This is a genomic window from Caldimicrobium sp. SLHALR3 (assembly GCF_058692735.1).
The window spans coordinates 450,994-476,856 of the sequence record NZ_CP182484.1; the positions used below are offsets into that span (position 1 = coordinate 450,994).

At 31.4% G+C, this 25,863-nt stretch carries 23 protein-coding genes and 1 tRNA gene; 15 read left to right on the top strand and 9 right to left on the bottom strand.

Annotation, left to right across the window (positions count from 1 at the left end; translation table 11 throughout):
• Positions 1–54 precede the first annotated feature (54 nt).
• On the top strand, positions 55–2,637 hold the full coding sequence (locus tag ACLGLP_RS02385; RefSeq protein WP_492113340.1) for a M16 family metallopeptidase: 2,583 nt from the start codon (positions 55–57) through the stop codon (positions 2,635–2,637).
• On the top strand, positions 2,615–3,079 hold the full coding sequence (gene tsaE / locus ACLGLP_RS02390; RefSeq protein WP_492113341.1) for a tRNA (adenosine(37)-N6)-threonylcarbamoyltransferase complex ATPase subunit type 1 TsaE: 465 nt from the start codon (positions 2,615–2,617) through the stop codon (positions 3,077–3,079). Before ACLGLP_RS02385 ends, tsaE begins: the two co-directional genes overlap by 23 nt.
• Here the strand turns inward: tsaE and ACLGLP_RS02395 are convergent.
• The 4 genes from ACLGLP_RS02395 to ACLGLP_RS02410 are packed head-to-tail and all read right to left on the bottom strand — an operon-like array spanning position 3,021 to position 5,706.
• On the bottom strand, positions 3,021–3,956 hold the full coding sequence (locus tag ACLGLP_RS02395; protein WP_492113342.1) for a glucokinase: 936 nt from the start codon (positions 3,954–3,956) through the stop codon (positions 3,021–3,023). The genes tsaE and ACLGLP_RS02395 overlap by 59 nt on opposite strands.
• A gap of 3 nt (positions 3,957–3,959) precedes the next feature.
• On the bottom strand, positions 3,960–4,508 hold the full coding sequence (locus ACLGLP_RS02400) for an OmpH/Skp family outer membrane protein (RefSeq protein ID WP_492113343.1): 549 nt from the start codon (positions 4,506–4,508) through the stop codon (positions 3,960–3,962).
• Between the two features lie 23 nt (positions 4,509–4,531).
• Positions 4,532–5,119 carry a peptidoglycan-associated lipoprotein Pal gene (gene pal / locus ACLGLP_RS02405; protein ID WP_492113344.1) on the bottom strand — a complete coding sequence of 196 codons (588 nt, stop codon included), beginning with the start codon at positions 5,117–5,119 and terminating at the stop codon, positions 4,532–4,534.
• Positions 5,120–5,130: 11 nt separating this feature from the next.
• Positions 5,131–5,706: a hypothetical protein gene (locus tag ACLGLP_RS02410; protein ID WP_492113345.1), complete on the bottom strand. Its 576-nt coding sequence runs from the start codon at positions 5,704–5,706 to the stop codon at positions 5,131–5,133.
• Between the two features lie 273 nt (positions 5,707–5,979).
• Between ACLGLP_RS02410 and ACLGLP_RS02415 the strand changes: the two genes are divergently transcribed.
• The 9 genes from ACLGLP_RS02415 (at position 5,980) to ACLGLP_RS02455 (ending at position 15,978) form a co-directional block, all read left to right on the top strand.
• Positions 5,980–6,342 (top strand): response regulator transcription factor, encoded by a 363-nt coding sequence (locus ACLGLP_RS02415; RefSeq protein ID WP_492113346.1) that lies wholly within the window; start codon positions 5,980–5,982, stop codon positions 6,340–6,342.
• Positions 6,312–7,667 carry a YaiO family outer membrane beta-barrel protein gene (locus ACLGLP_RS02420; RefSeq protein WP_492113347.1) on the top strand — a complete coding sequence of 452 codons (1,356 nt, stop codon included), beginning with the start codon at positions 6,312–6,314 and terminating at the stop codon, positions 7,665–7,667. Before ACLGLP_RS02415 ends, ACLGLP_RS02420 begins: the two co-directional genes overlap by 31 nt.
• 1 nt (position 7,668) lies before the next feature.
• Complete coding sequence (locus tag ACLGLP_RS02425) at positions 7,669–8,775, top strand: HEAT repeat domain-containing protein (protein ID WP_492113348.1); 1,107 nt, start codon at positions 7,669–7,671, stop codon at positions 8,773–8,775.
• Complete coding sequence (locus tag ACLGLP_RS02430; protein WP_492113349.1) at positions 8,768–10,201, top strand: glycosyltransferase family 2 protein; 1,434 nt, start codon at positions 8,768–8,770, stop codon at positions 10,199–10,201. The genes ACLGLP_RS02425 and ACLGLP_RS02430 overlap by 8 nt, the downstream gene beginning before the upstream one ends.
• The gene (locus ACLGLP_RS02435) at positions 10,173–10,670 is read left to right on the top strand and encodes a protein-tyrosine phosphatase family protein (protein WP_492113350.1); all 498 of its coding nucleotides are present in this window, start codon (positions 10,173–10,175) and stop codon (positions 10,668–10,670) included. The genes ACLGLP_RS02430 and ACLGLP_RS02435 overlap by 29 nt, the downstream gene beginning before the upstream one ends.
• Positions 10,667–12,529, top strand: coding sequence for a polysaccharide deacetylase family protein (locus ACLGLP_RS02440; RefSeq protein ID WP_492113351.1), 1,863 nt, complete (start codon positions 10,667–10,669; stop codon positions 12,527–12,529). Before ACLGLP_RS02435 ends, ACLGLP_RS02440 begins: the two co-directional genes overlap by 4 nt.
• The gene (locus tag ACLGLP_RS02445; protein ID WP_492113352.1) at positions 12,508–13,623 is read left to right on the top strand and encodes a hypothetical protein; all 1,116 of its coding nucleotides are present in this window, start codon (positions 12,508–12,510) and stop codon (positions 13,621–13,623) included. Before ACLGLP_RS02440 ends, ACLGLP_RS02445 begins: the two co-directional genes overlap by 22 nt.
• Positions 13,620–13,829, top strand: coding sequence for a hypothetical protein (locus ACLGLP_RS02450; RefSeq protein ID WP_492113353.1), 210 nt, complete (start codon positions 13,620–13,622; stop codon positions 13,827–13,829). The genes ACLGLP_RS02445 and ACLGLP_RS02450 overlap by 4 nt, the downstream gene beginning before the upstream one ends.
• A gap of 118 nt (positions 13,830–13,947) precedes the next feature.
• Positions 13,948–15,978 carry an ATP-binding protein gene (locus ACLGLP_RS02455; RefSeq protein WP_492113354.1) on the top strand — a complete coding sequence of 677 codons (2,031 nt, stop codon included), beginning with the start codon at positions 13,948–13,950 and terminating at the stop codon, positions 15,976–15,978.
• A gap of 10 nt (positions 15,979–15,988) precedes the next feature.
• On the opposite strand, the gene ACLGLP_RS02460 is transcribed toward ACLGLP_RS02455, so the two are convergent.
• The 4 genes from ACLGLP_RS02460 to ACLGLP_RS02475 all read right to left on the bottom strand — a co-directional run bounded on the left by ACLGLP_RS02460 (position 15,989) and on the right by ACLGLP_RS02475 (position 19,146).
• Complete coding sequence (locus ACLGLP_RS02460) at positions 15,989–17,143, bottom strand: MFS transporter (protein WP_492113355.1); 1,155 nt, start codon at positions 17,141–17,143, stop codon at positions 15,989–15,991.
• Positions 17,144–17,155: 12 nt separating this feature from the next.
• Positions 17,156–17,956 carry a prenyltransferase/squalene oxidase repeat-containing protein gene (locus tag ACLGLP_RS02465; RefSeq protein WP_492113356.1) on the bottom strand — a complete coding sequence of 267 codons (801 nt, stop codon included), beginning with the start codon at positions 17,954–17,956 and terminating at the stop codon, positions 17,156–17,158.
• A gap of 134 nt (positions 17,957–18,090) precedes the next feature.
• Positions 18,091–19,023, bottom strand: a complete 933-nt coding sequence (ftsY, locus tag ACLGLP_RS02470; protein ID WP_492113357.1) for a signal recognition particle-docking protein FtsY — start codon at positions 19,021–19,023, stop codon at positions 18,091–18,093.
• 34 nt (positions 19,024–19,057) lie between these two features.
• A tRNA-Ser gene (locus ACLGLP_RS02475) sits at positions 19,058–19,146 on the bottom strand.
• Positions 19,147–19,380: 234 nt separating this feature from the next.
• On the opposite strand from ACLGLP_RS02475, the gene ACLGLP_RS02480 reads away from it, so the two are divergent.
• The 4 genes from ACLGLP_RS02480 (at position 19,381) to ahbD (ending at position 24,688) form a co-directional block, all read left to right on the top strand.
• Positions 19,381–20,433 carry a cytochrome c3 family protein gene (locus tag ACLGLP_RS02480; protein ID WP_492113358.1) on the top strand — a complete coding sequence of 351 codons (1,053 nt, stop codon included), beginning with the start codon at positions 19,381–19,383 and terminating at the stop codon, positions 20,431–20,433.
• 121 nt (positions 20,434–20,554) lie between these two features.
• The gene (gene hypF / locus ACLGLP_RS02485) at positions 20,555–22,846 is read left to right on the top strand and encodes a carbamoyltransferase HypF (RefSeq protein ID WP_492113359.1); all 2,292 of its coding nucleotides are present in this window, start codon (positions 20,555–20,557) and stop codon (positions 22,844–22,846) included.
• 11 nt (positions 22,847–22,857) lie between these two features.
• The gene (locus ACLGLP_RS02490) at positions 22,858–23,619 is read left to right on the top strand and encodes a fumarylacetoacetate hydrolase family protein (RefSeq protein ID WP_492113360.1); all 762 of its coding nucleotides are present in this window, start codon (positions 22,858–22,860) and stop codon (positions 23,617–23,619) included.
• Positions 23,609–24,688 carry a heme b synthase gene (gene ahbD, locus ACLGLP_RS02495; protein WP_492113361.1) on the top strand — a complete coding sequence of 360 codons (1,080 nt, stop codon included), beginning with the start codon at positions 23,609–23,611 and terminating at the stop codon, positions 24,686–24,688. Before ACLGLP_RS02490 ends, ahbD begins: the two co-directional genes overlap by 11 nt.
• On the opposite strand, the gene coaBC is transcribed toward ahbD, so the two are convergent.
• Positions 24,649–25,863 carry a bifunctional phosphopantothenoylcysteine decarboxylase/phosphopantothenate--cysteine ligase CoaBC gene (gene coaBC / locus ACLGLP_RS02500; RefSeq protein WP_492113362.1) on the bottom strand — a complete coding sequence of 405 codons (1,215 nt, stop codon included), beginning with the start codon at positions 25,861–25,863 and terminating at the stop codon, positions 24,649–24,651. The two genes, ahbD and coaBC, sit on opposite strands and share 40 nt — an antisense overlap.

The window sequence follows — 25,863 nt, forward strand, 5'->3', positions numbered from 1 at the left end:
CCGTTGAAAATTTTTCAATTTTTTCTAATTTTCTTTTTTTTAGGAGGATTTTTTATGAAGGGAAATGCACAAAGCTTAAGTCCTCTCGTATCAAAAGTAATAGAAAAAAAACTCCCAAATGGACTTACCGTGCTTTTTTATCCCTATGAAAGAGAAGATGTAGCAACTATAAAGCTTTGCGTAAAAGTGGGAAGTGCCTATGAGAATGAAAAACAGGCAGGTATAACCCATTTAATAGAACACATGATTTTTAAAGGCACAGAGACAAAAAAGCCAGAAGATATAGTGGGGGCTATAGAATCCCTTGGTGGTTATATGAATGCTTTTACTTCTTACGATTACACCTGCTATTATGTCGCGGGACCATCAAATATTACTGAAAAAGCACTGGATATACTTTCCGATGTGGTTTTCCATCCCTATTTTGATCCGTATGAGCTGGAAAGAGAAAAAGAGGTTGTCATAGAAGAAATGAAGATGCGCCTTGATAATCCCTTTACAGTTCTTTTTGAAAACATTATGAAAGCCTCTTACCAAAAATATCCTTATAAAAGACCAATTATTGGATACGAAAACACAGTCAAATCTTTTAAAAGAGAAAATCTTTTAAGTTTTGTTAATCATTTTTACACCCCCGATAATATGGTTCTTATTATTGTTGGAAAAATAAAGGAAAGGGGTCTTTTTTCTCTCGTTGAGAAGTATTTTAAAAACCTTCCAAAAAGAAAACTAAAAAAAGTGAAATTTCCTTCTGAACCTTATACTGATGAGCCAAGACTTGTCTGGATAGAAAGACCCGTTAAAGAGGGTTACTTTGCCTTTACCCTTCCCTGTGCCTCTTTTAAAGATGAAGATGCTCCTTATTTAGACTTACTTTCAGAAATACTTGGAGGTGGTGAATCTTCAAGGCTTTACCTGAGACTAAAAAGAGAATTAAATCTGGTTAAATCTATATCTTCCTCATCTTTTACTCCCTCTGGACCTGGTCTTTTTGAAATATATGGAACTGCGGATCCACAAAACTTTAAGGAAATCATTAAGGCTTTGCTTTCTGAGCTTGAAAAAGTTAAAACCTTTGGAGTAAGTGAAGAAGAACTTAAAAAAGCAAAAACTCAGATTCTTTCAGATTTTGTATTTTCTTCAGAAACTTCAGAGGGACTCTCAAGTACCCTTGGAAGTTTTCAGCTTGTTCGTGGCACTTACAAAGATATTCTCTGGTATCAGAAAAAAATAGAAACTGCAACTGTTGAGGACTTAATAAGGGTTTCTCAAAAATACTTTAATTTTCAAAAATTGATTGCAGGTTTTCTTTCTGAAAAAAAACTTTTTGACGAAGAAGAATTTAAAAACATAGTAAAAAACACTAAAACGGTAAAGACCTCACCTGAAATTTTTACCTTGGAAAATAATCTTAAAGTAATTCTTTATCCACAAAACGATGTCCCTTCAGTGGGAATAACCCTTGCATTTCCTGGTGGAATAAGATTTGAGAGTAAAGAAACCAACGGACTCTTTCAGGCTTTAACTCTTCTGTGGACAAGAGGAACTAAAAGTTACACTGCTGAAGAACTTGCAAAAAAACTTGAATCCATAGGTAGTTCTATTAAAGGCTTTTCAGGAAGAAATACCTTTGGATTAAATGCTATCTCTTTGTCTTCAAAATTAGAAGAAACTTTGGAACTTTTTAAAGAAATACTTCTTTATCCTTCTTTTGAAGAAAAGGAATGCGAAAAGGCAAGACCTGAACTGATTTCTCTACTTCTAAAACAGCAGGATCAGCCCCTTTCTTTAGCAGTAAATGAATTTTTAAAATTACTTTTTCCAGATCATTCTTATGGTTTAAACTCAGCAGGAAGCATGGACTTTTATCAAAAATACACTTGTAAAGACTTAAAAAACGCTTATAAAAAGTTTGTAAAACCTGAAAAGGGAGTTCTTGTAATTACAGGAAATTTTGACCCTTTATCAGTAAAGGAAAAGATTAAAACCCTTTTTAGTGATTGGAAGGCAGAATTTAAAGAATCTATCCAAGAAGAAAGTGATCCTCCCCATCCTAAAAATCTTAATACTCGCGTAGAAAAAGAAACTTATCAAACTCAAATTTTGCTTGGTTTCCAGACTCCTGGTCTTAATTCAAAAGAGAAAGTAGCTCTGGAGGTTTTAAACAGTGCTCTTTCTGGACAAAATGGAAGACTTTTTAGGATTTTAAGAGACGAAAGGTCTCTTGCCTATGCTGTAACCTCTTTTTTAATTTTTTATCCAAAAAAATCTGCCTTTGTTCTTTATATAGGTTGCTCTCCTGAAAAAGAAAAAGAAGCAATTTCAGGTTTCTGGGAAATTCTTGAAGAAATTAAAAATAAAGGACTTTTACCTGAAGAAATAGAAAGAGCAAAAAATAGACTCATTGGTAACCAAAAACTCAGTATGCAAAGCAATCTTTTCATAGCTGAAGAACTGGCAATTAATGAAGTCCTTGGTCTTTCTTGGAATTATAGTTATGTTTACCCTGAGCTGGTAAAATCCGTTACACAGGAAGACATAAAGCACTTGATAAAAACTTTTCTTAAAAAAGAAAATGCCGTATTATTTGTGTTGGGAAAAGATTTAGAAAAAAATGAAGATAGAAAAGATAAGTAACTCTGAAAAAGACACTATAAACTTAGGAAAAGCCCTTGGGAAACTTTTAAAACCTGGGGATTTGGTTCTTTTATATGGAGAACTTGGCTGTGGAAAAACAACCTTTGTAAAAGGTTTAGCTGAAAGTTTAGAAGTTTCTCCGAATTTTTACATAACAAGCCCTTCTTTTTCCTTAATAAATATCTACGAGGGAAAATACACTATTTATCATGTAGATCTTTATAGATTAGAAACTGCTGAAGTTGAAGATTTAGGAATCTGGGAATTTTTAAATAGTGGAATTGTCGTTATTGAATGGGCTGACAGACTAAGTGAAACTCTTAAAGAGGATTACATCGAAATCTTTTTTGAATTTTTAAATCATTTTAAAAGAAAAGTCACTTTTATTGGTTATGGAGAATGGCAAGAGCTCCTAAAAGGACTGGATTGGGATGAAGTATAACATTAATAGAAAATCTTTCTAAAAGCCCCATTAATTTCTGATTTTCAAAATATCCTTTTAAAAAGATTTGTTTAAATTCTTCTTTTTCTAAAAATTTCTTTAAGGCTTGAATAACCCCTCCTGCTATGTAGATTCCCCCTTCTGGTAAACTATAAAGTGCCGACTGAGAAATCTTTCTTCCAAGAAGCTCAAAAAACTTCTTTATTACTTTTAAAGCCTTTTCATCTCCCTTTTTAGCAAGTTCGGTAATCTCTTCAGGTTCAAAAATTTTTCCAAAATAGAATTCATACCAATAACTAATTGCCCTTCCTGATAAAGCCTTTTCCCAACTAAGTTCTTCTCCTTTTTTTTCCAAAAACTTTAAATAATTAAATTCCTCTTCGTTTAAGGCTGGAAAAAATGTGTGTCCTCCTTCTGTTGAAAGTATTATCAATGGATTTTCTTTTATAAGTATTGCCTCACCAAGCCCTGTTCCAGGAGCAACAAAAACTTTAGGTTCTTTTTTTGTCTTTTTAACTTCCCTTAAACAGAAAATTTCATCTTTTTTTAAAAAAAATACACTTGCAGAAAGTGCAAAGAGATCATTTACAAGAATAACTTTTTCAAAATTAAAAAGTTTTTTTAACTCATTTGCTGAAACTTCCCATCCTAAATTTGTCAGATATGCTTTATTATTAACAACTGGACCTGCAACAGCAAAAACTGCAATAGACAGTTTTTCTTTTAGAGTTACCTCTAAAAAATAAGTTTTAACTAACTCATAAATATTTGAAAACTCTTTACTTTTATAAATTTTTAAATTTTGAAATTTTTTACTATTTTTTTTAACTAAGGCTAATCTTGAATTTGTTGCACCTATATCTGCAATTAAAAACATTAATTACTTTTTTTGCTGTTTTAAAGTTTCATAGTGTTTATCAAAGAGTTCAATAATTTTTTGAGTAACATCTAAATGAGGGGAAACATGATAGATTCCTGGTTGATTTTTTTCTAAAATGAGATCATATTTTTCCCTACTAACAAACTCATCTATAACCTTTTCAAGTTCCTTAAAAACAGGATCTAACATCTTTTTTTCGTATTCTTTCATTTCGTATTGTGCATCTTCTTGCATACTTCTAAGTTCTCTTAACATTTTTTGATATTCTGATTGTTTTTTTTCTTTTACCTCCTGTGACCAAAGAGAACTCTTTGTTTCTATCTCATCTTTTAAGGCTTGAACTTCTTCTGCCTTTTTTTGTATTTTTTGAGAAAGCTCATTATATTTTTGCTGTAACTGATTCATTACTTCTTGACCATACTTAGAAGTATTAATTATTTTTTTTATATCTATTACTCCTATTTTTAAAGTATTTTGGGAATAAGCAGTATTAACCAGTCCAAAAAGAATAACCAATACAAGCAAAATTTTTAAATGGGTTTTTTCCATCTTCCATACCTCCTTTTTAAGCTTTATTTTATAATTACAAAATCTACTCTTCTATTAAGTTGCCAACACTCTTCGTTACTTTCATTACAAAGTGGTCTTTCCTTCCCAAAACTTATGGTATTAATTCTTTCTTCATCAATTCCAAGTTTAACAAGAACTTTTTTTACCTCTAAAGCTCTTTTTGCTCCAAGAGCCATGTTATATTCATTTGTTCCCCTTTCATCACAATTCCCCTGTAGTTCAACCTTTATGTTTTTATGTTCTAAAAGATACTTTGCGTTAGCTTTAATCCTATCCCACATATCATCTCTTATTGAATATTCATCAAAATCGAAAAATATGGCAAAAAGTGGAGCAGAGCCTCTTCCATAAAGTTTTAAATATTCTTTATCCTCTTTTTTAAGAGTAATTTCCTCGGGTTTAAAAGCTTCTGTAGCGTTGGTAGTTTCCTTTAATTCTTCTTTTTGAAGCTCTTCCATTTTTTCAGGCTTTTTAATTTCTTCAGGCTTTTCTACAGCAGAAGGTGGAGTTAAAACAACAGGAGGAACTTCTTTTTTTGCACAGCTAAATAAAAAAAAGCTCAAAAAAAACAGATATAAAAACTTTTTCATTTGAATCCCCCTCAACTATAACCAGTTAAATCTAATTCTATTAAAAAATCTCCTAATAAAAATTCCAATTCCTTTCTAATATATCCATTTATTAAATAAAGTAAAGTAAGTTCTTCATTAATAGTTTGAGTAAGAAGTGCATATTCTTCAGGGGAAAAGAGTCTTAAAAGTCTGTTGCAAAAGTATTCTCTACAAAGATAAGGTCTTGCAAAGATTTTACATCCTGTAGGACTCACAAAAAAACACCTTCCTGGAACTTCTCTTTCCTTAGGAATCTCAACATTAAAAAACATATTTATGAGTAAAATGTTTATAGTAACCTCATTTTCAAGCCCTGCCTTACAGCATCCAGTATTTTCAATTGCAGAACAAATATAACACTCTTCAAAACTTCCAAGCTCTTCCATAAGTTTATTTGATTTTTTTATAGCTTCTTCGTAGTCTTTTAACTTTTTTAAAAACTTTTCGTCCTTATAAAAATAGTCTTTCCAGTCAATAAAAAGTTCCTCAGCTATTCTAATTTTTTCCAAAATAAGAGAAGTTGGATCAGGATCTATAACCCTTAAGTATTTTAGTTTTTTCAACATAAACTTTCCTATAAAAGTTTTTAAAAATATTATAATTCTAAAAAGTAATAAATAAAATAGAAATTGTAAAAAAGCGGTTTATATAAACAAAATTTTAAAAAATAAGTAAACAAGGTAGTTTTAAAGGTTTAGATTTTTTGAGAAAAGGCATTTAAATTGGCTTAAATTTTGTGTAGAAAGTTCAAAAGTTTTCTACAAAGTTTTGAACATATTTATGCTTTGGATTTAAACAAACTTATTGAAAAAAACAACGCAAAATTTATAATTCTCAATATGAAAAAAATTCTTATTGTAGAAGATGATAGAGCACTTTCACAAATTCTTCAAATAGCTTTAAAATCAAAGGGTTACGATATAGATATCGCTTTCGATGGTTTAGAAGCCATTAAAAAATTAAATAAAAATTCCTATAATTTAATAATTCTTGATATAAATCTTCCAAAACTTTCTGGATTTGAGGTTGCAAAATTTGTGAAAGAAAATGAAAAGACAAGAGATATACCTATAATTATGCTTACAGCTTTAGGGCAAGATGAAAACATTAAAAGAGGCTATGAATTTGGTTGCGAAGACTATATAACTAAACCTTTTAATCTGGAATACCTATGTTTAAAAATTCAAAAATACTTAAAATAATTTTTTTGATTCTTTTTATGGGAAATTTTCTGTGGAGTTTTAATCTATACGGAGATACTCTAAATTATGATCAAGCAATAGAGAAGGTTAAAACTGCTATTCAAAAAAGGGATTTTAGCGAGGCTGAAGCTTTACTCAGAGCTTTAGATCAGGTTTATCCCAATAACTCAGAAGTTCTTTTCCTTTTGGGTGAAATTTTATTCTGGCAAAAAAGATATGATGAGGCACTAAATTATTTGTTAAAGGCTTACGAAATTAGTAAATCTGAAGAAATTAAAAAGGAGATTGAAAAGGTTGAGATAGCTAAAAAGTTAGATGAGGCAAAAAGTTTTGAAAATAAAGGTAGATTAAAGGAAGCAAAAGAAATTTATTTATCTTTATTTGAAAGTGGTAAAAATCAATACGAAAGTGGTTATAATCTCGGAATGATTTATTTTAAAGAACACGATTATGAAAAAGCAGAAGAGGTTTTTAAAAAACTTATAAAGCTTTATCCAGAAGATCTTGGGTTTAAAGAGCTATATCTTGAGGGGCTGATATTAAATAGAAAATACGAAGAAGCAAAAAAATATCTTTCAAAAGAGACTGAAGAAACCGTAAAAGTGATGAAAGAGAGAAGACCAGATCTTTTTTGTAGATTAAAAATAAATTATATTAAGCCTTTTTATGCCTTTTATAATTTATCTCCCTCAGGAAGAAAATCTGAAATGGAATACGGTATTGAGCTATCTCAAAGAATTAAAAACTTTTCTCTATTAGCAAAATTAAGTAATGTTGAAAGATTTGGACTTAAAGATACGCAACTTTATCTTGAACTTTATCCACCCCTTGGTAAGGGAAGATGGGGATATTTAAGTTTTTCTTTTAGTCCAGATGCAAGCTTTTTACCGAGAACGACCTTTGGAGGAGAAATATTTCAGACTTATAAAAATTTTGAGTTTTCCCTAGGTTACACTCACATGAATTTTAAGGATTCAAAGGTTGATATCTTTTATCCAGGATTAATCGTTTATCTACCGAAAGATATTATTTTAGAAGAAAAGTATTACTATGTTCCAAAAACTAATACTTATTCACTTGTAAGCTCTTTGAGTTATGAGCTTATGTGTAAGTTCTGGATAAAATACGGTTTTGGATTTGGAAATTCTGCTGAAAGATTAACTGCATATGGAGATCTTTTGAAATATACTACTTACTTTCATAAAATTGAAGGTGAGTATAGAGTAAAAGATTATCTAAGTGTTGGTTTAGAGGGTTTGTATGAGCATCGCGATAAATTATACAATAGAAAGGGATTAAACTTATTTTTAAAATACTGGTGGTAAAATGATATTATTTACAGATTATATAGACAAAGAAGTTCTTAAAAATGCATTAATTTTTTTTATTCTTATTATAGGAATAATAAGTATAATACATTTTTTATTACTTCTTTTACATAAAATTTACATAGAAAACAAGGAACGAAAAGTAAAAGATTTAGAAAAAATATACATAGATAAAATTTTTAATATTATTTACCAAGGAGAAAAAACAAACGAAATTAAGATTTCATCATCAATAGAGGCTGAGGCCCTAAGCAATGTGATTAGTTCATTTGTTATTAACCTTACAGGTGACTTATTTTATAAGGTTATTGAAATAGCTAAAAATTCAGGGCTTATTGAATATTATCTTAAAAGAGTTAAAAGTAGAAACTGGCTAACAAGACTTGAAGCCTTAGAAAGACTTGGATATTTAAAGCTAAATGAATTGAAAACTTTATATTTAGATTTAATTAAAAGAGAAAAAAATTATTATGTAAAATTACAAATTCTTTTAAACCTTAGTTTTATTGCAGATGAAGAGATATTAAACCTCTTGATTGATGAATTAAATGAATTAGATCCTTTGTCATTAAAGTTTGCAGAGCATCTATTTCTAAATGTAATTAATTCATTTAGGAGTCAAAACAAGGAAGTAAATTTTATTCAAACTTTAGAAAAAACTATCTTTGACGAAAAAATTTCAGATGGCATTAAAAAAAGCATGATTCATGCCTGTGGATTAAGTCAATTATATTTATGCAAAGATCTTTTACTTAAGGCTTTTGACTCATTAAATGGAGACCTAAAGATAGCTTGTATAAGAACGCTTGGTAGATTAGCAGTTTCTGAGGTTTGTGACCTTATAGAAAAAACTTATGATTCTGAAAATTGGGTTTTAAGAAATGTTTCTATGCAGTTTTCTTATCTTTGTAAAAATGCAACTGATATTTTAGAAAAGGGACTTCAAGACTTAAACTTTTATGTAAGAAGATCCGCAGCTTTAGCTCTCTGTAAATTAGGAGAAAAGGATAAAAATAAGCTTCTTAGATTTATTGAAACGACAAATGATAAATATGCTAAAGAAATTGTTTTATATGTTTTGAAAAGGATATGCAAGTATGCTTGAAGCTTTAGCAATCTTTTTTACTTTTTTATTTGGTGTCCAGATCGTAATATTTATTTATTTCCTAATTGTTAACGGTATTTATACTCTTTTTGGAATACTTTCTATTAAAGAGCTATATTTAAATTTAAAAATTTCAACAGAAAGAAGAATTAGAAACATATTATCTTCAAGAGCATTCTATCGTCCAATAAGCATCATTGTCCCTGCTTACAATGAAGAGGAAACTATTGTTTCTAATGTAAGAGCACTACTTAGTTTACACTTCCCAGAATTTGAAATAATTGTTGTGAATGATGGTTCTACGGATAGAACCCTTGAGCTATTAATAAATGAATTCAACCTAATTCCCCTTCCACCTTCAATAAGACTTGTTTTAAATCATAAACCAATAAAGGCTTTATATGCCTCAATAGATTATCCAAACTTAATTGTAGTTGATAAGGTTAATGGTGGAAAGGCAGATGCCTTAAATGCTGGCATTAATGTGTCCCAGTATCCTTTAATTTGCTGTATTGATGCTGATTCAATTCTTGAACCAGATGCCTTACTTAGGGCATCAAGAATTTTCTTTGAAGATAAAGAGGTAATAGCAACAGGTGGTATTATTTTGCCGTTAAACGGAGTTAAGGTTGAAGGCGGTGCTATAGTTGAAGTGAGAACTCCAGGAAAACTCATAGAGCTTTTGCAGTGTGTGGAATATACGAGGGGTTTTCTTACTGGTAGAACTGGCTGGAGCATCTGGAAAGGACTTCTAATAATTTCAGGAGCCTTTGGAGTTTTTAGAAAAGATATGGTAATGGCTATCGGTGGCTACAGACATACCGTGGGAGAAGATATGGATTTAGTCGTTAGACTGCATAGGTACTGTTTAGAAAATAAAATTAAATATAAAATCGTTTTTATTCCAGATCCAATATGTTATACTCAAGTTCCTTCAGATCTAGCATCTCTTTTAAGACAGAGAAATCGCTGGCATAGAGGACTAATAGATTCTCTCAGATACAATAAAAAGATGTTCTTAAACCCTAAATACGGAGTTGTTGGTTTAATTGCCTTCCCATATTTTTTCTTTGTAGAAGCTATGGGTCCCATAATTGAATTTACCGCTTACCTTGCCTTCGTTTTGTTTTACTTTTTCGGATTTTTAAGTAAAGAGTTTGCCTTTTTATTTTTTGTTCTTGCCTTTGTCTGGGGTATGTGGATAAATATTAGCTCTATTTTCCTTGACAATTTGGTCTACAAGCGCTATTCATCTTTAAAAGACATCTTTAAACTTTGCTTAGCAGGTATTATGGAATTTTTGGGTTACCGTCAGCTTATTGCAGCAGAAAGAATTATTGCAACCTTCCAGGTTTGGAGAAAAGAATGGGGTAAACCAAAAAGAGTAAAAATAGAAGATGAAGTATCTTTTAAAGTTTCTCAATAATCTTATCTATCTTTTTCCGAGAATTTTGATTTATGCTATTTTTATTCTCTTTCTTATAATTTCATTTTTAGTCTACTTCTCTTACTTTGAACCCTATCTTTATCCGCTACATCTTTTAAAAGGAAAGGCTGAAATAATTAGCGAAAATGTAATTATTGGTCCCTACCCAGAAAAAAGCGAATTAAAAAGGTTAAAAGAAAAATTTAAAATTACTACTGTGATATCTCTTTTAAATCCAAACTTACCACAGGAAAAATCACTTTTAGAAAAAGAAGAAAAAATAGCTAATGAGCTCGGATTAAAACTATATAATTTTCCATTAGAATATTTTAATTTAAATAGCGAACACAATAGAAAGGTCTTATCAGAGCTTAAAAATTTTATTAAAGAGCATCCAAAGGAAAAATTTTACATTCATTGCTACTTAGGAAGACATAGAATCAAACTTATTAAGGAATTTTTAAAATGAAAGAGAAAAAATTCTTATATATTGCGCTATTAATAGCAATTTTTATTGCTATAGTAATTATGATTTATCACAGCAGAAATCCAGATCTATCCTTTGTTTATAATCTAAAAACTAAAGAACTTATAAAGGCTAATTACATAAAAGGAGAAGACTTTACATTTGAAGACCTTTTACATGTAGGCATTTATACTTTAAATTATAAACACGAAAATTTATTAGCCTGGAAAAGAATTTTAAAAACTACTGGAGTACCATATAAGATATGTAAAGATTTAAAAAGTTGTCTAAATACCAAAATTTTAATTTTATTGAACGACATAGATAAGCCTGCTGTTATTTTAGATGAGGAAGAGAGGTTAATCAAAAGCTATGTTTTTAATGGAGGGATAGTAATAGGGGATGGGATTTTTTCGATAAAATATGGAAAATTGAAAGACCTTTTTGGTTACAGAGATTATAAACCTTTAAAAGGACGGAATAAACTCATTTTTAGAAAGGATTTTCAATCTACCTATTTAGATGAGAGAGAAGAAAGGGAGTTAAGCTTATCAAATACCAAGGAAAGTATCTGGACAAACGGTATAGTCCTTGGGACTGCCAAAGAATTAGCCTATTTTGACGACAAAATGCCTGCAATTACGGAGAACTCCTTTGGCAAAGGGAAAGCTATTCTTTTAGGCTTTTCAGCCTTTGATTTGACCTTAAGAAATCTTTTAAATAGAGATTTTCAAGCCAATAAAAAATATATCAATAACTTTGAACCTTTATCAGACATCCTACCTTTATTTATAAAAGACTTATACGAAAAAGTATATCCCATTGGTCTTACATTGCATACTGCTCCATATGGGTATAAGGCAACTTTAATTATTTCTCACGATGTTGATTCAGTAGATGCTTCAAAAAATTTAGTTGAATTTGCAGAACTTGAGAAAAAATTAGGGATAAGGGCAACCTTTTTTGTCCAAACTAAATATCAAGCTGATTATTACGAAAAACCCTTTTTTGATGAAAAACTAATATCTATTTTGCAAAACCTATACAAAGAAGGGTTTGAAATTGGGTCTCACACGGTTATACACACCAAACTCTTTCCTAAGCTACCTTTCGGGACTTGTAAAGAGGTTTATCCTCACTACAATGCAAAAGTAACAGGTAAATATGAGGTTGCTAATAATCCTACCTTATGTGGGGAACTTAAGGTTTCAAAAAATCTTCTGGAAGGAGCTGATATTAAAGTTGAGTCATTTAGACCAGGAGAACTTGTCTATCACTATGACCTTCCTGAGGCTTTAGAAAGGCTCGGATACAAGTTTTCTTCAACCTTTAGTGCTGAAGATGTATTAACTTATTTTCCTTATAAGCTTCTTTACAAAGATTATTCTAATGAGAGTTCAATTATTGAAATTTCAGTTTCTCTTGAGGATGAAAAGCTTCCTCCTCTTTATTTTAGAGGAAACTCAGCTTTAACCCTTTTTAAAAAGATTTATAATAATGGAGGAGTAATGGTAGTTCTTATACATCCAGATTTAACCTGGTGGAAAATAAAAAACATAAAAATAAAGTCTTTTTTAGAAAAATTTATAAAAAAGATTCCCAAGGACACCTGGATTACAACTCTTTCTAAAGCTGGTCATTTCTGGGAGGTAAGAGAGGCTATTAGATTTGGATACGAACTAAAAGAGAATAAACTAATTCTTAAAATCTATTCGCCTGAGGAAGCAGAAGGTATAACCTTTAAAAAGAATTCAGATTTTAAAATTTCTTCTACTTATAGCAATGTTATTATTAAAAAAGACTTTATTGTATTTCAGAAAATACCAAAAGGAATTTCTCAATGGGAATTTACTATTTTATAAGAATATTTTTTGTTGTTGTCTTTCTTTCAAGCTGTGCGGTAATTAAAAAGGAGGTTTCTATTCCCTATCCCCAGGCAAAGGTTGACTTTGAACTTTTGGAAAAAAGCGACTATGTAGAAATAGTTTATGAAAATGGAAACTTTTCTTACATAAGCTATTTGAAAGAGGAACCTAAAAAAATAGAAAAAATTGAGTTTTGCAATAAGGATGAGCCGATTTTCCCACTTAAAAAAGGTATTTACATATGGAGTTTTAATAAAGTTTTTGGTAAAGAAAAGGAAATTATTAATGAGTTAAAAACCTTGGGAATTAATAAAATTTATATCCAAATTGATGATAATTTAGAAAAATTTTTATCTTTTCTTGAAGTTGCAAGAACAAATGATATAGAAGTTTTTGCTGTTGATGGAAGTCCCGATTACATTAATGACCCAGCTCCACTTTTTAATAGAATTAAAAAGGTAATTGAGTTAAATCAAAATAAGAAATATTTTTTAGGCATTCATATAGATGTAGAACCCTATCTTTTAAAAGACTTTAATATCAATAAAGAACTTTATGCGAAAAAATATGTTAATTTAATAAAAAAAATAAAAGAAATTACGGCAAATAAAATAAAGTTAAGTATAGTAATTCCCTTCTGGTTTGACACTATTTTTTATAAAGATAAAGTTTTAAGTAAAGATAAAGTTTTAAGCTCAATTGTCATTGATGAAGCAGATGAAGTAGTTATTATGAGTTATAGAACAAATCTGGAAGAGATTTTAAATTTAGCCTTGAATGAATTATGTTATGGAAGTAAAGTTAATAAACCCATTTACCTTGCAGTTGAGGTTAACCCCTTACCAGTGGAAGATCATTATTTAGTAAAGAAAGAAGAGATTCTTAAAAATTTATTAAAAATTGAGAGCAATTACTTTTTAGCAAAATTGCCATCATCAGGTTTAAGATTTTTTGGTTATTATAAAGTTAAACCAGAAAATTTAAGCTTTTATAGAAATCCTGAAGTCTGGGAAATCCTGAAACAAAAAATAAAAATGAGAAGTTTTGCAGGATGGGTCATTCATAGCTACGAGGGATTAAAAGAAAGATGAATCTTGAAGATCTGGTTTCTTCATTAAAAAAAATAAGGCTCTTAATTGGCGAAAAAGACTTTGAAGAAGCTTTTTTAAGAGAACTTGAATCCCTTTTTAAGCCAGAAGAAATTTACCTTCTTTCATTAAGAGATCCTAATGTAGAAGGATTCAAGTTTGAAAGAAGTGAAATAAAAAAAAGTTTCTTACTCAATCTTAGAATTTGATGAAACCTTTAATTTAAATTTCAATAAAATTCAAAAAGCCAAAGAAGGGCTTTTAGAGGAGGAATCCTTAGGGCTTTCTCAAAAAATCTTGGTGTTTTTTCCAGAAGGTCAAACGGTAGTGTTAATTTTAAAAAATGTTAAAAAAACTGAACTTCTTATTCACTTAAAAATCATAGCTGAAATTCTTGCAGTTGTATTACATTCTCACTACTATGTAAAAAAAGCAAAAGAAAAGGATATTAGAAATATATCAGAAAGTTTAGCGGTCTTGGCTCACGAAATAAAAAATCCACTAACTACTATAAAAACAGGAATAGAATTGCTTCTTTCAGATAATTTAGGTGAAGAAGAAAGGAGAAAAATTTTAGAAACTATTAATGCTACTATTATTGAGCTTACAGAAGAAATTGACAACTTAAGTTATAAGGCTTTCAAAGAAAAAGAAAGTTTTGAAAAAATAAATATAGCAGAGCTTTTCAGCGAGATTATTGAAGAAGTAAAACCACTATCAATTAATAAAAAAGTAGAAATTATTATTAAACCAAAAGAAGTAGCAATTTCAGGAAATAAATTTAACTTAAAAAAGGCTTTCTTAAACTTGATAATAAATGCCATAAAGTATAACAGAGAAGGAGGAAAGGTTTTTATAGAGGTTGATGAAAAAGGAGGAAAGGTTTTAATAAAAATAAGAGACACAGGAATTGGAATCCCTAAAGAAATTCAAAAAAAAATATTTGAAAAAGGTTTTAGAGGCTCTCACGAGGGTATTTCAGGAACTGGGTTTGGGTTATACATCGTCAAAAAGATTGTGGAAGCCCATCAGGGAAAAATAAAAGTTAAGTCAGAACCAGGAGAAGGAAGCGAATTTACAGTAATACTTTCTAAGGAAATAAAATCTTATAAACCCTTTTATTTTGTTTTTGCAATTATAATTCTCATTATTCTTGTATTACTTAATATTTATCCACTAATTCCCTATAAACCAGAACTTAAACAATTACCAGAGATGATAGCCTACAAAACTATATCTGATAGCCTAATAAGAATTAAAACTACAGAGTCAGAATATGATTGCAGTTTTAGAAAAACTCTATTTACGAAAAAGGACAAGGTTATTTGCGAAATGAAAAAAGGAGAAATCAATACTGATCTTAAAAAGACCCATATGGAAATTAAAACACCATTTATAAATCTCAAAAATATAGGAACATCTTTTGATTTATTTGTAACTGATAAGACCGGACTTTCTGTTTTTGAAGGTATATTGGCAGGTAAAAATACCTCTTTTAAAGAAGGACAAGGAGCTATTATTCAAAAAGATATAAAGATTCTTCCTTTATTAGAGGCAGTAAAAGAGGTTAAAGCACAGAATCTTGAGAATGGAGCTTTAGAGATATCCTGGAAAGAAATAATAGGAGCTAAAGAATACGAAGTAATACTTTCTGAAGATCAAGAATTTTTCAAAATTATTAAGGTTTTAAAGACAACAGAACCTAAAATACTGCTAACTATTCCAAAAGATGGATATTACTATGTTAGAATCTATGCTATTGATAGAGAGGGCTTAAAAGGATTTCCTGCTACCAAACAGATTGTTAATTTTTATCATTTAACCTTAGGAAGGAAGTTAAGAGAAAATGAGAGATTTGATGAAGCAATTAAAGAGTTTGAAAAGTCTTACGAAGATTTTAATAAAAAGGAGGTTTTGCCTTTATCTGAAATAGCCTGGACATATTACATAAAAGGTGATTTTGCAAAAGCAGAAATAAAATATAAAGAAGCTTTTAAAGTAAAAAGAAGAATTGAGGACTTAAATAGACTTGCCAGAATTTATTATCATCAGGATAGACTTAGTGAGGCAAAGGCACTTTATAACGAAGTCCTAAATAAAGACTCACAAAATCTTGATGCTCTGTGGGGGCTTGCAGAGGTCTTTGTAAAAGAGAAAAACCTTATTCAGGCTGAAAGGTATCTTGAAAGAGTAAAAAGTCTTGATAATACCTATCCACTTTTACACTATACCTATGCCAGGCTTTATTTGTTAAAGGGACAAAAGGAAAGGGCTATAGAGGAGCTAAAATTAGAGTTAAAAATTCATCCTAATTCCTATGAAACTAAACAACTTTTAAGTGAAATACTAACTAAGTAATTTATAGTTTTTATTTAGACAAAATTATTAATAACGGAATTGAGGAAAGTTGTAAAGTTATAGAAACCAGAATTAGGGTATAAATAGAAAAGTCGTAAAGTAAACCTAAAAGAGTGCTTCCCATAAACCACAAAAATCCGTAAAGGGCATTAAAAATTCCATAACCAGTTGCCCGTTTTTCTTTTGGTGTAAAAAGTGAAAGAGCTGCTCTTCCAATAGATTCCTGAGCTCCTAAGCCAATTCCCCAAAAAATTACGCCCAATAAACTAAGGTAAAAATTTCCAAGAAAAACGCAAAAAGGAAATAAAGAAGATATAATAATTGAATAAATTAAAACTTTAAATCCCTTTTTATCAAAGAAATATCCAAAAATTAATGCACTTATTGCATCAACTCCCATAGCTAAGGCATAAAAAACAGGAATTAATTTATAATCTAAGATTTCCAACTTTTTGAAATGATAGGCTATTAAGGCAAAATCTGCAAATCCTGCTCCGTAAATTCCTATAGCAATGGTATAAAGCCAAAAGCTTTTAGAAAAAGTTTCTGCCTTTATAGAAAAAACTTCTTTTTCGTATTCTTGGGGTTGAGGGCAAAAAAGCCTCGCAATAACGAGAGTAATTAAAGCTAAAATTGCAGGAATTGCTAAAATTAAAAAGGAAATTTTATAACTTTGAGTAAAAAATAAAACTGCAGAGACTATCAATGGTCCTGTAATAGCACCTATTTGATCCATGGCTTCGTGAAAACCAAACCCTTTTCCTCTTCCCAATTTAAAGGTAATGTAAGAAAGTATGGTATCTCTCGCTGGAGTTCTTATAGCTTTTCCTATTCTTTCAGTTAAAACCAATAAAACAGCCTGATACCAGTTTTTAGTTAATGCAAGAAATGGAACAGAAAGCAAATTTATCGTATAGCCTGCAAGGGTGATACCCCAGTATTTTTTAAGTTTATCTGTGAGATAACCAGAAACTAAACGAAGAGCATAACCTATGAATTCTCCCAAACCTGCTACAAAACCAACTACAGTAGCACTTGCACCTAAAATAGCAAGATAAGGACCAATTATACTTCTTGCCCCTTCATAAGTTATGTCTGCAAAAAGACTTACCAATCCAAGAAATATTAAAGGAAAAAACGGATTTATTTGATTTTTTTTATACATTTTTATTTTAATTTATTTTAAAAGGTTAGAATTTTTAAGAATCCACAGAGCATAATAAGTGGTTTCCCAAAAGGAAATCCCTTGGGAATTTCTACCCCATCCTCCATCTTCATTTTGGCAGGATAAAACAAAATTTATCAAATTTTCAAAATTTTTTGGTTTGAGATTATGATAAAACAATACATAGCAGGCATAATAGGCGTTTTCAAGATAAGAAGTAGTGCCTTTAAAGAATCCAAATCCTCCATCAGAATTTTGAGCATTTAAAATGAGTTCTAAATAATCTTTTAAAAAATAATCTTTAGGAATTTCACAATTTTGAAAAATTTTACCAAGGAAATATACATCTCTAACAGTTTTTATTTTTAATTCATCTAAATTTAAAATTTTTAAAATTTTTGACTTTAAATAAGAAATTTCATCTTTTAGATCTAAAATTTTAAAAATTTCTGATAAAGCTTTATAGTCTTTTAAAAAAGATTTTTGCTTTTCATTTTTTTGTTGTAAGAATCTTATGATAAATTCAAAAGAAGATTTGTTAAGAGCTTCTAATAAAAAAAGGCGTTTTAAAAGTTTAAGTAGTAGAGCTAAAGGATATAAACTTAAGGTATTAATCTTTTGTGTTAATAAAAAGGTTTTGTGTTTTTCGCTTACTGGGAAATTCAAAAGATTTAAAATTTTTATAGCAAAATAAGTATCTTCAATAGTTGCGGGAAGAAGCGGAGTTGCTGCAAATCCCCCTTTTTCTTTTTCTCTTTTTAATACAAAGCTAATAGAATCTGTTTTTATTTTTTCAAAAGATTTGTTATACATTTTTGCAAAATTGTATTATTACTGATGTAACTTGCAGTGTTTAAATAATTTATTGCCTCTGATGTGTTGATTTCTTTTAAAGCTTTTGCAATTGCACAAAGTTCAAAGGTGTCTCTATTTTTGCCATCTCCCTTTTATTGTGGAAGAATGGCGGAGACAAAGCTCTCTTTATCAAAGGGAACAAGATCATCTGGTTTTTCTCCAAGTCCTATAAATCTTATGGGTAAATTAAACTTATGAGATATAGCGATGGCTATTCCCCCTTTGGCAGTGCCATCCATTTTAGTGATTATTACGCTATGCACAGGTATAGCTTCAGAAAAATGTTTAGCTTGGCTTATTGCATTTTGTCCTGTTGTAGCATCAAGAACAAGGATAATTTCCTGAGAGGAAGGAGGAACAAGTTTATTCATAACCTTAACCATTTTTTTAAGTTCTTCTATAAGATTATACTTAGTGTGAAGTCTTCCTGCTGTATCAATTAAAATTACATTAATGTTGTTTTTTTGTGCATAAGTTATTCCCTGATAAATAACTGCTCCTGGATCAGCTCCTTCCTGTAAAGCCACTACAGGAACCCCTATTCTTTCTCCCCAGGTTTTAAGCTGATCTATAGCTGCAGCTCTAAAGGTATCTGCAGCAACAAGACAAACAGAGTATCCTCTTTCTTTTAACATTTTTCCTATTTTAGCAATGGTTGTAGTTTTGCCCACCCCATTTACGCCAAGAAAAAATAAGACAGAGGGATTACCCTCTGGTGGGAAGGGTCTATCAGTATCTTTAAGAAAGGTTAAAAGTTGATTTTTAAGAAAGGATTTAAGTTCTTTTGTAGTAAGGGTTTCACCCTGAAGAATTTTTGTTTTAAATGGTTCAAGAAGAGCAAGAGTTGTTTCTACGCCTACATCAGCAAGGATAAGAGTTTCTTCTAATTCTTCTATAGTTTGTAAATCAACGATTTTATCGATTTCAAAGATTTCTGAGAATTTTTGAGAGAGAAGTTCTTTAGTTTTAGAGAGTCCTTTTTTAAATTTTTCAAAAAGACTTTCCTTTTTAAAAAAATTAAACAATTATCTACCACTTCCGAAGTGAAAGATTTTGGTTCGGAGGAGGAGGGATTCGAACCCCCGGAGGGCACTAAGGCCCTCAGCGGCTTTCAAGGCCGCCCCCTTCGTCCACTCGGGCACTCCTCCAATTACAAAATATACTACAAAATAAGCCAATGTAAAGGTAGTGTATAAGTCCATAAGGAAGTTTTTTTGAAGTAATTTAAAGAAATTTTCTAAAAATAAAAAAAATTGGGAATAAACAAAAGAAAAAATAATCTTAAAACAACATATTTATAAATTAAAGACAAAAAAAGAGTTTGAAAAAAGCAAAAATTTGATTAAATTTATTTATATAATAAGGATTTTAGGAGGGGAAAAATGAAGAAGGCACTTTTCCTAATTTTTATTTTATTATTAGGTGTAACAATATTTTTGAGCAGAGGATTTTCTCAGGAGGACAAAAAAGAATGTCCTTTTTTTAAAGCAAGTCTTCATTATTACGCAAACGGTATGGCGCACTGGTACAGTAAAGAAGCTGGCGGAATAGAAAAGCTTACAGGCATACCCTATGACAATCTTTCCTGTAATCAGTGTCATGCAAGAAGCTGTGATAGATGCCATAAAATAGAGAAAGATGGGAAACCAACCTATTCAGTTGAGAAGGCTAAATCCATGGAAAATTGTCTTAGTTGTCATGCAAGGTGTAAAATGTTTTTAGGGATGTTAGAAAAGATGGAAGAAAAAGAGGTTCACTTTTCCAAAGGGCTTAAGTGTATGGATTGTCATACTGCAAGAGAAATTCATGGAGACGGTAAAAAATATGTTTCTATGAGAGAGCCAGGTGCAATGGATACAAGGTGTGAAAACTGTCATCAGAAAAGACCAGAAACCATTTCTCACAAGATTCACAAAGACAAACTTGATTGCACTGCCTGTCATGTGCGTCAGGTTATTACCTGTGCAAATTGTCACATGGACACTCTTCTTAAGGCAGGAAAAAGAGTTTCTATTCCTCTTAGCAATTGGGTATTTCTGGTAAATTACAATGGAAAAGTGGTTTCTGGAAACATTCAGACCTTTGTGGTTAATAAAAATCAAACTTTTGTTATTTATGCACCTTATTTTTCTCATGATGTAGTGAAAAAAGGAAGAAAATGTGAGGAATGTCACGGAACTGATATAGTAAAACAGATTGGTAGAGGAGAAATAGAAATTACACGCGTAGAAAATGGACAATTAACTAATGTAAAGGGAGTCATCCCCATTGTTGAGGGAGTGAAATATAAAAATGCCTATATGGAATATGTAGATGGCAAGTGGATTCCTCTTAAAAATCCAGAAAATCCTATAGAACAATTTGTAGCCTTTGGGAAGCCCTTAACAAAAGAACAGCTAAAAAAATTAATGATGCCTTTTAAAAGTAAAGAGTAAAATTTTTAAAAATAAATTCAAATATAGGGAGAGAACCCCTTTCCCTCTCTCCCTATCGTTAAATAATCTACTAAAGGTTCAAGCTTTATAAAATTCAAAATAGGTGTAATTTAAAAATTGTATGAGGAAGCATTTTCACATAAGGGTCAATGGGATTGTTCAGGGAGTAGGGTTTCGCCCTTTTATTTTTCGTCTTGCAATGGAAAACAATATAAAAGGATATGTTTTAAATGATACCGAAGGAGTAACTATAGAAGCAGAGGGAGAAGAAGAAGCTTTAAAAAGATTTGTAAAAGCAATAAAAGAAGACTTTCCTCCACTTGCTATGGTTCAAGAAATTAAAATAGAAGAAAAAGAGGTTAATCATTTTGATAGGTTTTGGATAGAAAAAAGTAGAACTACAGATAAAAAGATAACTTTTATTCCCCCAGACACCAATGTATGTAAAGACTGCTTGAGAGAATTTTTTGATCCAAAAGATAGAAGATATCATTATCCCTTTATAGTTTGCACTCATTGTGGTCCAAGATTTAGCATAGTAAAAGATATACCCTATGACAGGCACAACACCTCTATGGCAGAATTTGTGATGTGTCCTGATTGTCAAAAAGAATATGAAGATCCGCTTGACAGAAGATTTCACACCCAGCCAACAGCCTGCCCTCTCTGCGGACCAAAGCTATTTTTGTACAAAAATGACAAAACACTTATTTCTGAAGATGTAGATGAGATAGTAGAAAAGGTTTATCAGTATTTAAAGGCAGGACATATTGTAGCGATAAAAGGAGTAGGGGGATACCACCTTGCTTGCGATGCAACAAATGATTCCGCTGTTTTGAGATTAAGAGAAAGAAAGAGAAGACCCTTTAAACCTTTTGCCTTGATGACAGGTTCAATAGAGAAGGTAGAAGAGTTTTTGCACGTATCTCCTAAGGAAAGAGAACTTCTTCTTTCTAAGGAAAGACCAATAATAATCTTAAAAGAAAAAAAGCCATTAGTAAGCAGATATATAGCTCCAGGGCTTACCTATATTGGAATAATGCTTCCTTATACACCTTTTCAGCATCTTTTATTTTCTTTAGATAAAGACTTAATTCTTGTTATGACAAGCGGAAACCTTTCTGAAGAGCCTATATGTTTTAAAGATGAAGAAGCTTTTGAAAGACTTTCTCATATTGCAGATTACTTTGTTACCTATAATAGGGAAATCATCGCTCACAGCGATGATAGTGTGATGTTTGTTATTAATGAGACTCCTTTTTTTATAAGAAGATCTAAAGGGTTTGTGCCAGCTCCTATAATTTTCAAAAAGCCTTTTCCAGTACATCTTTTTGCCTCAGGAGGAGACCTTAAAAACTCCTTTGCTATTGCTAAGGATAAAGTAGTTATTTTGAGTCAATACCTTGGAGATCTGGAATCACCGATAACTCAAAATGTTTATAAAGAGGCAGTAGAGCATTTTTTAAAGGTCTTTGATGTGAAGCCAGAGGTTTTCATATCAGACATGCATCCTAATTATTTCACTACAGCTTTAACTGATTATTTAGCTAAAGGAAAACCAAGGATTAAAGTTCAGCATCACCATGCACATATAGTAGCTGTTATGGCTGAGCATGAGCTTGAAGCTCCTGTTATAGGGCTTTCCTTTGATGGAACAGGATTTGGGATAGACCGTAAAATTTGGGGAAGTGAGTTTTTAATTGCAGATAGAAAAGAATTTAAAAGGGTTGCTCACTTTTCTTATTTTATGCTTCCTGGAGGAGAAAAGGCTATAAAGGAAGTATGGAGAATAGGGCTTTCCCTTCTTTATCAAGCTGGAATACCTAAAGAATACTTGCCTTTTAAGGAGGGGAAACCAATTGATATTATTTTGCAAATGCTTGAAAAGGGATTAAATTCTCCTTTTGCCTGCGGTATGGGTAGGATTTTTGATGGGGTTTCAGCTCTTCTCGGAATTTGCGAAACTATAAGTACTGAAGCAGAGGCAGCTCAAAAACTGGAAGAAACAGCACTTAAAGCGCAAAAGTTTCAAAAAATAGAAATAGAACCAGAAGAAAGAGGAGATGAGATAATTATTTCCACAGAAGAGCTTGTAAGAAAAATAATAGAATTGAAAGAGAAGGGGGTGAGCATTCCTGAAATAGCCCTTTCTTTTCATCATGCAATAATAAATGCAAGTTTTAGAGTAGTTGAAAGATTAAAGGAACTTACTGGAATAAAAAAGGTGGTTTTAAGTGGTGGAGCCTTTCAAAATAGAATTCTTTTAAAAGGTCTCTGGGAAAAACTTAAAAAAGCTGATTTTGAGGTTTTTTTGCCTCAAAAGACCCCTTTAAATGATGGCGGAATAGCTCTTGGGCAAATAATCATAGGGAGAGAAAATGTGATAACTTCTAAATTGCAGAAAATAGTATAAAATAGGACTTTATGAAAATTGGAAGATTTTTTTATGAGAATAAGCCTTTTTTTGGAATAGTAAAAGGAGAAAAGGTTTTTAAAATAGAAAGTCCCTTTTCTTTGATAGAGACTGGAGAAGAATATTTATTAAAAGAGGTTAAAATTCTTTCCCCTGTTATTCCTTCAAAAATTGTTGCAGTAGGGCTTAATTATAGAGATCATGCAAAAGAGCTCGGGATGAAAATACCAGATGAACCCATCATATTTTTGAAACCTCCTACCGCAGTAATTGGTCCAGAGGAAGATATTGTCCTTCCTCCTGAAAGTAAAGAGGTGCATTACGAAGGAGAATTGGCAGTAGTTATAGGAAAGGAAATTTACCGTCCAAAAAATTTTAAAGAGGTTGAGTCTGCAATTTTGGGTTACACCTGTTTTAACGATGTTACCGCAAGGGATTTACAAAGAAAAGATGGGCAGTGGACAAGGAGCAAAAGTTTTAATACCTTCGCGCCCTTAGGTCCTTTTATAGAAACTGAGCTTGATCCAGGAAATTTACATATAGAAACAAGGGTAAATGGAGAAATAAGACAGAAAAGCTCAACCAAGGAGTTAATCTTTAATGTGTTTGAGCTTGTTAGTTTTATTTCAAATATAATGACTCTTTTTCCAGGAGACATAATAGCTACTGGAACCCCTCCTGGAGTGGGGGTTTTAAAAGAAGGAGACATAGTTGAGGTCTTCATTGAAGGAATAGGCACTTTAAGAAATGGAGTAAAGAAAAATGAAGTCTGAAGAAAAAAGCTTTTTACCAAGACTTATAGCCTTTGAAGTGACAAGGAGCTGTAATCTTGATTGTATTCACTGTAGAGCTGCAGCCTCAAAAGGACCATACGAAGGGGAACTTACCACTGAGGAAGTATATAGAATTCTCAAAGAAATAAGAGAGATTTCCCAACCTATTATAATTCTTACAGGAGGAGAACCGCTTTTAAGAGAGGATATATTTAATATAGCTGAAAAGTGCATAGAATTTGGGTTAAAACCTGTTCTTGCAACAAATGGGACTCTTATTGATGAAAAGGTAGCTGAAAAAATCAAAAAATCAGGAATTGCAAGGGTAAGCATAAGTCTTGATGGGGGAGAAGCAAAAACGCACGATGATTTTAGAAAAATGCCAGGAGCCTTTGAAGGGGCAATGAAGGGGATATCTGAGCTTAAAAAAGCAGGCATTCCCTTTCAGATTAATACAACGATTTCAGGAATAAACAAAGATGAGCTTCCTAAAATACATGAACTTGCTATTAAATTAGGTGCAGTTGCCCATCACATTTTTGTTCTTGTTCCAGTTGGAAGAGGAAAGGAAATTAGCAGAGAAGCTCTAACTCCGGAAGAGTATGAAAGAATTCTTAAATGGTTTTATGAACAAAGAGGAAAATCTAATCTTCAGCTTAAGGCAACCTGTGCACCAACTTATTATAGAATCTTGAGAGAAAGGGCAAAAGCTGAAGGGATAAAAGTAACCTTTGAAACCTTTGGACTTGACGCAGTCACCAGAGGTTGTCTTGCAGGAACGGGTTTTTGCTTTATATCTCACAGAGGGGTGGTTCAGCCCTGCGGGTATTTGGAAATCCCTTGCGGAGACTTAAGGAAACAGTCCTTTAAAGAAGTCTGGGAAAATTCAGAGGTATTTAAAAATCTTAGAGACTTTTCAAAATATAAGGGAAAATGTGGCAAATGTGAATACATAAGAGTATGTGGAGGTTGTAGAGCAAGGGCTTATTATGCAACAGGAGACTACTTAGAGGAGGAGCCACTTTGCCTTTATGAACCTATAAGATTAAAAAGAATTCCTGCAAGCTGAGATTTAGGTAAATTCTTAAATTCAAGCTTTTTTTCAGGAGTAAATATTACATAATCAGCAGTATCGCTTCCTGCAGAGCCCAAGGGATTAGCAACCAAATAGTCAAAGGCTTTTTCTTCTTTCTTTTTTTTAGCATAGTTTAAAAGTTTGTTTTTTTCTTCTAAGGCAAAACCAATGGTAATCTGCTTTTCTGTTTTAGAAGCACTCAAAGTTTTAGCTATATCTTCCGTTAATTCCAATTCTATAGTTAGAGGTTCTTTTTTCTTTATTTTACCTTTAAAAGGGGTTTTTGGTCTGAAATCACAGGGAGCTCCTGCAAAGATGGAAATTTCGCATTGAGGAAAAATCTTTTTTGCAACTTCAAACATCTCCTTTGTTGTTTTTACAAAATAAATCTTTGGAAAGGGGATTTCAGAAAAATAGTAAAGTTTTGGGAAAACCTCTTGGAAGGTATCTAATCCCCAGACTAAGTGAACTTCAGCCCCTCTGTAATAAGCTTCTTTAGCAAGAAAAAGAGCCGTTTTTCCTGATGAGGCATTAGTAATAAATCTTACTTCATCTATATATTCTCTTGTTGGTCCACCAGTTATAAGAACCTTTTTTCCCAAAAGATTTTTTTTCACAAAGTGGGCTTTTACCACCTCAAAGATCTCTTCTACTTCTGGAAGTCTTCCCTTGCCAGTTTCTCCACAGGCAAGAGCCCCTTCAGAAGGCTCGTATACAAAATATCCATACCTTTTAAGCTTTTCTATATTTTCCTTAGTTGCAGGATGTTCCCACATAGCTGTATTCATGGAAGGAAAAATGTAAACAGGAGCTCTGGTTGATAATAAGGTTGCAAGCAAAAGCTCGCTTGCAAAGCCTGTTGCAAGTTTGGAAATGAAAGATGCTGTTGCAGGAAGAATTAAAACCAGATCAGGAAACCTTCCAAGCTCAATATGAAGAATATTACCTTCAGCTTTAAAAAAATCTTCATTTGTAAAGGCTTTATTTTCACTTAAACTTGCAAAAAGAAGAGGATTTATAAATTTTTCTGCTCCAGTTGTTAAAACAACCTTAACATTTGCTCCCTCGTGTTTTAGTTTTCTTATAAGCTCACAGACCTTATAAATGGCAATGCCACCACAAACACCTATAAGGATATTTTTATTTTTAAGAGGGCTTGAAAATTCCAT

Coding starts and splice junctions, on each gene's coding strand:
- ACLGLP_RS02385 (WP_492113340.1), top strand. CDS start 55: ATGAAGGGAAATGCACAAAGCTTAAGTCCTCTCGTATCAAAAGTAATA.
- tsaE (WP_492113341.1), top strand. CDS start 2,615: ATGAAGATAGAAAAGATAAGTAACTCTGAAAAAGACACTATAAACTTA.
- ACLGLP_RS02395 (WP_492113342.1), bottom strand. CDS start 3,956: ATGTTTTTAATTGCAGATATAGGTGCAACAAATTCAAGATTAGCCTTA.
- ACLGLP_RS02400 (WP_492113343.1), bottom strand. CDS start 4,508: ATGGAAAAAACCCATTTAAAAATTTTGCTTGTATTGGTTATTCTTTTT.
- pal (WP_492113344.1), bottom strand. CDS start 5,119: ATGAAAAAGTTTTTATATCTGTTTTTTTTGAGCTTTTTTTTATTTAGC.
- ACLGLP_RS02410 (WP_492113345.1), bottom strand. CDS start 5,706: ATGTTGAAAAAACTAAAATACTTAAGGGTTATAGATCCTGATCCAACT.
- ACLGLP_RS02415 (WP_492113346.1), top strand. CDS start 5,980: ATGAAAAAAATTCTTATTGTAGAAGATGATAGAGCACTTTCACAAATT.
- ACLGLP_RS02420 (WP_492113347.1), top strand. CDS start 6,312: ATGTTTAAAAATTCAAAAATACTTAAAATAATTTTTTTGATTCTTTTT.
- ACLGLP_RS02425 (WP_492113348.1), top strand. CDS start 7,669: ATGATATTATTTACAGATTATATAGACAAAGAAGTTCTTAAAAATGCA.
- ACLGLP_RS02430 (WP_492113349.1), top strand. CDS start 8,768: ATGCTTGAAGCTTTAGCAATCTTTTTTACTTTTTTATTTGGTGTCCAG.
- ACLGLP_RS02435 (WP_492113350.1), top strand. CDS start 10,173: ATGAAGTATCTTTTAAAGTTTCTCAATAATCTTATCTATCTTTTTCCG.
- ACLGLP_RS02440 (WP_492113351.1), top strand. CDS start 10,667: ATGAAAGAGAAAAAATTCTTATATATTGCGCTATTAATAGCAATTTTT.
- ACLGLP_RS02445 (WP_492113352.1), top strand. CDS start 12,508: ATGGGAATTTACTATTTTATAAGAATATTTTTTGTTGTTGTCTTTCTT.
- ACLGLP_RS02450 (WP_492113353.1), top strand. CDS start 13,620: ATGAATCTTGAAGATCTGGTTTCTTCATTAAAAAAAATAAGGCTCTTA.
- ACLGLP_RS02460 (WP_492113355.1), bottom strand. CDS start 17,143: ATGTATAAAAAAAATCAAATAAATCCGTTTTTTCCTTTAATATTTCTT.
- ACLGLP_RS02465 (WP_492113356.1), bottom strand. CDS start 17,956: ATGTATAACAAATCTTTTGAAAAAATAAAAACAGATTCTATTAGCTTT.
- ACLGLP_RS02480 (WP_492113358.1), top strand. CDS start 19,381: ATGAAGAAGGCACTTTTCCTAATTTTTATTTTATTATTAGGTGTAACA.
- hypF (WP_492113359.1), top strand. CDS start 20,555: ATGAGGAAGCATTTTCACATAAGGGTCAATGGGATTGTTCAGGGAGTA.
- ACLGLP_RS02490 (WP_492113360.1), top strand. CDS start 22,858: ATGAAAATTGGAAGATTTTTTTATGAGAATAAGCCTTTTTTTGGAATA.
- ahbD (WP_492113361.1), top strand. CDS start 23,609: ATGAAGTCTGAAGAAAAAAGCTTTTTACCAAGACTTATAGCCTTTGAA.
- coaBC (WP_492113362.1), bottom strand. CDS start 25,863: ATGGAATTTTCAAGCCCTCTTAAAAATAAAAATATCCTTATAGGTGTT.